This window comes from Acetonema longum DSM 6540, from assembly GCF_000219125.1.
In the GTDB taxonomy this organism is placed as follows: Bacteria; Bacillota; Negativicutes; order Sporomusales; family Acetonemataceae; genus Acetonema; species Acetonema longum.
In genome coordinates, this window is sequence record NZ_AFGF01000174.1 from 1 (window position 1) to 7,746 (window position 7,746).

A 7,746-nucleotide genomic window follows, 5' to 3' on the forward strand; every position below is an offset into this window, starting at 1 on the left:
CATACGTCTCACCGAATAGGACATAAGTCCCTGGATTTATTTGATAATATATGGTATTATTTTACCAGAGAATATTTACCATACCCAGAAAATATATAACACATTAATATAGTGTTATCATCGCACCGCAGCATGTCGATTCGGTCCTATTTTTCAAGGAAGGAGCAACCCCTCCATTGTCCATGATCAGCTATCATTTTAAACTACTGTCGCGTAAAACCACGCTCCTCCTCTTTTTAACCCTGCTCCTGATGCATTCGTTCCCCGCCCTCGCTCAGCCAACCCGTACTGAAACCGAAGAACTCAATCGGCGTGCCCGGCAGCAAGCCGAAGAACGGAAACAGCGCCAGGAACGCCAGGACGTTTTCCTGCAGGACAAATCTCAGGCAGACGAAGACACATCCCTCCCGGAAGAAACTCCTGCGTTTCAGATCCATAGGATTCAGTTAAAAGGAGAGAGGCTCCAGGAATTCTCCTGGCTCACATCATACCTTGAGTCCTATTCCCACCGTCGTATCGGTCAACAGGGCATCCAACTGATCGTAAAACGCCTTTCCAATCTTCTCATTGACCGTGGCTACATTACCACACGAATCCTGGTGCCGGAACAGGATCTCTCCAGCGAAACCCTAACCTTGCTTCTGATCCCAGGTACCATTCACGAAATCCGCTTTCAAGATCCCTCTTATCACGGTTCCTGGCAAACCGCCTTTCCCGCTCGTCCCGGCGACATCTTAAATCTGCGCAACCTGGAACAAGGCTTGGAACAAATGAAACGAGTCCCTTCCCAGGATGTAGAAATGGACATACGCCCCGGCAATCAACCTGGCCAAAGCGACGTTGTCATCAAAGTCCAGCGGCAAAAACCCTGGAAAGCGATCCTCTCATTGGATGACTCCGGCAGCAAGGCCACCGGACGGCTTCAATCCTCCCAAACATTTGCTGTCGACAACCTGTTCGGTATCAACGACCTCTTCAACGTCTCCTTTAACGTCGATGCCGAACCAGACCACCCGGAGCGGGGTACCCGCGGCAACTCCGTTGACTACTCCTTTCCTTACGGTCATTGGACATTTAGCTTCTCCGGGCGCTCCTACCAATACCACCAAACCGTAACCGCCGCAGTCGAACCTTTTGTATCCTCCGGCGAAAGCGACAACCTGGAATTCAAAGCTTCGCGACTCCTTGAGAGGGATCAAACTAGCAAAACTCATCTGGATTTTCGCATCCTTCGCGCCAAATCCAAGAGTTATATCGATGACACCGAAATTGAAGTCCAGAGAAAAAATACCACCGCTGCTGAATTTGCCTTTGTGCATACCCGCTACGCCGGGCACACCGTTTATGACGTCAAAATAGCCAATAAACAAGGCGTTTCCTGGTTTCATGCCCAGGAAGAACCGGCCGACAGACTCCCGGATGATCCCACCACCCGCTACAGCCTATGGACCGTTGACCTACAGACGGTGGCCCCGGCTGCCTTTTTTGGCGCTCCGGCCCAATACAGAGTCAACTTTTACGGGCAACACACCCTGAGCCCCCTATATGGCTCCGAATATTTCTCCATAGGCAACCGTTACACAGTCCGCGGCTTTGACGGCGAACAAACCTTATCCGCCGAAAAAGGCTGGTACCTTCGCAACGAACTAGCCATTCCCCTGGCCGGCGGCGGACCGGAAGTCTACCTGGGCCTTGACTATGGACAAGTCAGCGGCCAGGCCACCCAATACCTGCCCGGTAAAAAACTGGCCGGCGGCGCCGTAGGTCTGAGAGGCAATCTCGCCACCTTCCAATATGACCTGTTCGCCGGCTGGCCCATCTATAAACCCCAGGGCTATCAAACCGCCGATACCACATTCGGGTTTCAGCTTCTTTGCCAAATATAAAGCTTTTTATATGTAGCCCCCCAAAAAGAACCCCAACGTTTCTGTTACCAAGGAGAGATTGCCATGCATCTTGCATCGCCCCTGATTACCAAAAAACTGAAAAAAATCGTTGCCTGGCTGACCCTTGCCTTTTACCTGGGTCAGCCAACATTGTCACTGGCCCAGGTTGTCGCCGACCCTCAAGCCGGCAAAAACCGGCCGATTATCGACACAGCCGCCAACGGCGTATCTGTCGTCCAGATCACCACCCCTTCGGCCGCCGGTGTTTCCCGTAACCAGTACACCCATTTCAACGTCCCGACTAACGGCCTTATCCTCAACAACTCCGCTGCCATCACCCAAACCCAGCTGGGCGGCTACATCAGCGGCAACTCTTCTATCGGCAATCGCCCCGCCCGCATCATCCTAAACGAAGTCACCAGTGCCAATCCCAGCCACCTGCGCGGCTATACCGAAGTTGCCGGCCAGCGCGCCGACGTCATCATCGCAAATCCGAACGGCATTGTCGGCAATGGCTTCGGTTTTATCAATACCAGCCGCGCCGTCCTCACGACTGGCGTCCCGGTGTTTGGCGGCTCCGGCAGTCTGGAAGCCTTTCGGGTCAGCCGCGGCCAGATCCGCATCGAAGGTCAGGGACTGGACGCATCCACGACCGACCGGCTTGATATTCTCAGCCGGGCAGCCACCATCAACGCCGGTATCTGGGCCCAAGAACTCAACCTCGTCACTGGCGCGAATCAAATCCGGTATGATACCCTGGCCACGCAAAAAATCTCTGGAGAAGACTCACAGCCCCAAGTTGCTCTGGATGTAGGACTCCTGGGCGGCATGTACGCCAACAAAATCCGCCTCATCGGCACCGAACAAGGCGTTGGCGTCAACAGCCAAGGCAATCTCAGCGCCACTAGCGGCGACATCCGAGTCACCCAAACCGGCAAAGTGATTCTAGCCGGCCATACCGGCGCCACTGGCCAGATCCAGATCCAGACCGACGACTCCTTCACCAACCAAGGCACCCTCCATGCCGGAGGCGACGCCCAAATCCATACAGGCCAAGACATCCGCAACACTGGATCGTTGACCGCCGGCGGCCATTTCACACTCGCCGGAGCCACCCTCCAATCCAGCGGCACCATCGCCGCCGGTCTTACCACCGCCGGCAACATCGGCGACACCGGTGACCTTACCATCACCGTTAGCGTCGCCGATCTCAGCGGCGCTAAAACCTACGCCGGCGGCAACGCCGATTTTGCCATACAAAACACCCTGGATACCAGCGACGCCATCCTGCAGGCCAACGGCCACCTCAACATCCAGGCGCAGCAAATCCTCAATTCCCATGGTACCCTGGCCGCCGGACGAAATCTTACCCTGAATACTCCTGATGGCCTGGATAATACCCAGGGATTTTTATATGCCGGTCAAAACCTCACTCTGAACCCCACCGCTTACCTTACTAATATCCAGGGGCAAATAGGGGCCGGCCATGACCTCTGGACTGAAACACAGCGGTTTACCAATACTGGCGGCCTGCTTGCCGCCAACAACAACCTGACCTTCACTACCCAAGGGACATTGACTAACCAAGGCGTCATGAAAGCCACCGGCGCCCTTTTCCTGAACGCCGTCAGCATCCACAACCAGCAAGACGGCCTCCTCAATGCTGGCGCCATTCAACTCACCGCCGACACTGACATCGCCAATCAGGGACGCATCGACGGCGGCCTGACCCAAACAACCAGCCAAACCTTCACCAATACTGGCATTTTCTTCAGTGACAACCTGATCATTAAAGCCAATCATATTCACAACACAGGCGAAGAGGCCATTATCGGCGCCACCGGCAACGCCTGGTACTTTGCCGGCAGCCTCTTAGAAAACAAAGACGGCGCCATCCTCTACGGCCAGGGCGATCTTATCGTGGCTGCCGATGAAGAACAGGATGCCAACGGTTTTTACACCCACCTTACCGGGAACATTCTCAACCAATCCGCCACCATCGAATCGGATGGAAATATCGGCTTGTTCGCCCAGAAAATTACCAACAAAAAACGGGAATTCGCTGTTGAGCAGCAAGAAGTATCCCGCACCACCAAAACCGAAGATATCCCCTACTCCGCTCCCTATTACAAAGCCAGCCGCACCTACACCGAAGTCGTCACCGAAACCGTAGTTACCAAAGACAGCGATCCCGGCCAGATTTTAGCCGGCGGCAATATGATCCTGCGAGGCTCCATTGAAAACAACGTTAGCACCATCACTGCCGGCGGACATCTCGACTTTGACAGCGACCGGCTTACCAACATCAGCTACGCCAACACCCGCATCATTACCCAGGCCGGCACCAGTTCCTATACCCGCAGGGAACGATACTGCAAACATAAAATAATGGGATCCTGTGTCGACCACAGCCACCGTGACGTCACAGATCGCGATCCTGTCAATGAGCAATTCTCCGAGAATATCTCCGGCTACGCCTCGATCATCAGCGGCAACCAAAGCATCAGCGGCGTTGTTGGCTCCATTGATAACCTGACATTAGGCGTAGACAATGCCCCGGTAGGCGGTATGGCATCAACCCTGCTCGGCCAAACTACCGGCTCAGCCGGCAGCGACAATCCCTCCGGCTACACCTTCCGGATTCCTGCCAACAGCCTCTACGCCACCCACACCGATCCTAACGCCAAATACCTGGTAGAAATCAACCCCCGTTTTACCGAGAAAAACCAATTCCTCGGCAGCGATTATATGCTGGAGAGAATCGCTACTGACCCCGCTTCGGTGCAAAAGCGCCTGGGAGACGGCTACTACGAGCAAAAGCTCATCCGGGACCAGTTGACCCTCCTGACCGGACGGCAGTTTTTAGACAACTACACCTCCAGCGAGGAACAATATAAAGCCTTGCTGGACAACGGCATCGCCGCTGCCGAAACCTTCCATCTCACCGTCGGCGTTGCCCTTACTCCTGAACAAATCCAGGCATTGACCCAAGACATCGTCTGGATGGTCGAACAGGAAATTCAGGGCCAGAAAGTCTGGGTCCCAGTCGTTTATCTTGCCGGCGCCAGAGACATGGAACTGAGACCGGATGGCGCTCTCATCGCCGCCAAGGAAATCGATATCACCACTACCGGTAATCTCACCAACAGCGGCTCCATCAAAGCCGACAAGCTCCTGCTGAACGTCCAAAATCTGACTAACCGCGGCGGCCTGTTAAGCGGTGCCGATACCCTGCAAATCACCGCGACTAACAATATTTTAAACCAAAGCGGACGCATCGCCGGCGGCGACCTTCTCCTAAGCGCCGGCGGCGACATCAAAAACGAAACCCTTACTACCACCCTCACCGCAGAACAGGCATCCCCTCAGCCGGCAAAAGGGCTCAGCACCCGATTCGGAATCGGACAGCAAACCGCCTCCAACAGCGAACATACCACGACCCTCGTTCATCAGGCCGGCAGTATCGAAGCCACCGGCAACCTGACCCTCACAGCCGGTCAGGACATCAGCATGAACGGCGCCCAGGCTGTAGCCGGTCAGAATCTCACCCTGTCCGCCGGCCGGAACCTGGAACTGGACACAGTGGAACACCACGAACAATACAGCGTCGACTCCCGCAAATATAAAGCTGAATATGACGCCACCCATCACATCGCCACCAGCCTTGCGGCAGGCGGCGACATCCAGCTGCTGGCGCAAAACGGTGCCACCCTAAAAGGCGCCCAAATCGACGCTGGCCAGGACCTGACTCTGGCCGCCGGCAATGTAACCGTTACAGCCGTTAAAGACCATATGTTGGACGACAGCAACAAAATTGGCTATGACGGCAACTTCCGCCGCGACCGCACTGACGACGAAACCGTCCAAGGCAGCAAACTCGAAGCCGGCAACAACCTTACCATAGCCGCCACCCATGCCGGCGACAGCAAAAAATCCGGCCAAGGCAACGTCAACGTGGCCGGCAGCTATCTCGTAACCAAAACCGACGAAACAGGCGTCCCCCTTGGCGAAGGGAATCTTCGCATCCTGGCCGACAACCAAGTCCATATCCAGGAAATGCACGAACGCCACGAAAGCCTAAAAGAATCCCAAACTTCCTCCGGTAACCTCCTTTCCACCACCACCACCTACACCCGCGAACACGCCCTCCTCAACCAGGCAAAAGGCAGCACCTTATCCGGCGAACAAGTCGACATTCAGGCCGGCCAGGACCTCACCGTCCGTGGCAGCGAACTGGGCGCCAGCAACGATCTCAGCCTCAGAGGCGAAACCGTCACCATCGAAAGCGCCCAAACCACCTTTGAAAGCGACTCCTACACCTACACCAAGAAATCCGGCCTCTCCATCTCCTTCGACGGCGGCCTGAACGTCTTCGCCGGCAGCAGCAAAACCAAAACCGCGGAAGCTGCCGAAGGAACAGAACAGAAAAAAAGCGCCGTTGGCTCACTCAACGGCAAAGTCACCATCGAAGCCGATAAAGACGTACAAATCAAAGCCTCTGACATCACCGGTAAAACCGGCATCGACATCACCGGCCAAAATGTAGCCGTCGAAGCCGCAGCCGACACCACCCACAGCCACAATACCTATCAATTCAAACAAACCGGCTTCACCCTCACCGCCGGCAACACTGTGGTCAGCACCGCCACCCAGGCAGTGAACTCCGTTGAGCGGGCTACTCAGGTAGAAGATGGCCGTCTGGCCGCCCTGCACGGCATCAAAGCCATCGAAACCGGAAACCAAGCCTGGCAGAAAGCCCAGGGCACCGACCCAGACACAGGGAAACCCATCGACCCGAAAAAAGACAACCCGGCTAAAATCAAAGTCAGCCTCAGCGTCGGCAGCCGCCAACAGAGAAATCCGAAAGCCATACCCATACCAGCACATCCGTTGGCAGCAGCCTGCAATCTGAGCAGCAGATCAACATCATAGCCACAGGCAGCGGAGAAAAAGACGTAGCCGGCCAAGCAAAAGACGGAGACATTCGCATAGGCGGCTCCAGCGTGAACGGAAAAGACATCCTCCTAGACGCAGCCAACGATGTGAACTTGGAGTCTGCAGCCAACACCGTGGACAGCCGGAGTGAATCCTCCCAGAAATCTGCATCCGTAGGCGTAGATCTAGCCAGCGGAGGCGTGACAATATCGGGCCAACGTGGCAACGGCAATACAGACGCACACCAGGTCAACTACAATGAAACTCTGATTACGGCTGAAAACAACCTAACTGTCAAATCCGGCAGTGATATCAATATAGTCGGAGGACAGGCAAAAGGAGATATCGTTAAAGTCGAAGCCAGCGGCGACTTAAATCTGGCCAGCCAGCAGGATCGGGAGACCTATACGGAGAAAAATAAGTCGACGAATGGCAGTATAGGCATTGGGGCCGGCGTGACGGGAAATGTAGGGGTCAATAAAGGCAAAATCGACTCAGACTACCAGAGCGTCAAAGAACAGACCGGAATCTTTGCCGGCAGCGGCGGCTTTGCTATCAAAGTCGAAGGCAATACCGACTTAAAAGGCGCCGTCATTGGCAGCGAAGCCACTACTGATAAGAACAAGCTGGATACCGGGAGTCTGACTTGGTCTGATATTGAAAACAAGGCCGAGTATGAAGCAAGCAATTCCGGTCTTAGCCTAGATTTCAAGGATGGCAAACTGACGAGTGACCTTACTCCGGATATGCCAGTCAACGGTGACGCTGCCAGCACAACTCAATCGGCTGTTGCAGCCGGTAGCATTGAAATAAGAACCGGCAACACCGACATAAGCCAACTAAACCGTAATACCGACCAAGCCTTAAATACCTTAGGAACAATCTTTGATAAAAAAACAGTCCAGGAAAAACAAGAACTAGTAAA

General features: G+C 54.6%; 3 protein-coding genes. All 3 read left to right on the forward strand.

The features are described from left to right. Positions 1–182: 182 nt before the first annotated feature. On the forward strand, positions 183–1,886 hold the full coding sequence (locus tag ALO_RS15840; RefSeq protein ID WP_004097809.1) for a ShlB/FhaC/HecB family hemolysin secretion/activation protein: 1,704 nt from the start codon (positions 183–185) through the stop codon (positions 1,884–1,886). A gap of 63 nt (positions 1,887–1,949) precedes the next feature. After that, positions 1,950–6,818 carry a two-partner secretion domain-containing protein gene (locus tag ALO_RS15845; RefSeq protein WP_004097810.1) on the forward strand — a complete coding sequence of 1,623 codons (4,869 nt, stop codon included), beginning with the start codon at positions 1,950–1,952 and terminating at the stop codon, positions 6,816–6,818. Next, on the forward strand, positions 6,788–7,746 hold a 959-nt coding region (locus ALO_RS23260), incomplete at its 3' end, for a hemagglutinin repeat-containing protein (RefSeq protein ID WP_238528290.1). The genes ALO_RS15845 and ALO_RS23260, both read left to right, overlap by 31 nt.